Annotated in this window: 1 pseudogene; it reads right to left on the reverse strand. The window is 60.8% G+C overall.

Annotated features, from left to right (window positions below):
- Nucleotides 1-240: pseudogene (locus tag SB764_RS44235) on the reverse strand (hypothetical protein); the annotation flags it as partial.

Here is a 240-nt window from a genome sequence, read left to right on the forward strand (position 1 = left end):
GCAGGGTTCCGGAATGAGGCTGATGGCGCCGAAATGCAACGCTTCGCAATCCGCACCCAGTGCCGGAAGCTCGGCCTCGGTGATCATCCGGCCGGCGGTGTTCTCGTCATAAAAGGCGTAGGTCGCGTGGCCATCGATGAGCTTGACGAAAGCGATGGTGGTCGGCCGCGAAAGCGTTGCGCAATAGCTGAAGTCGACATTGCTCGCGCGCAGGGTTTCCCGCAGGATATCGCCCATCAT

This window comes from Paraburkholderia sp. SIMBA_027, assembly GCF_046535315.1.
Classification (GTDB): Bacteria; Pseudomonadota; Gammaproteobacteria; order Burkholderiales; family Burkholderiaceae; genus Paraburkholderia; species Paraburkholderia tropica.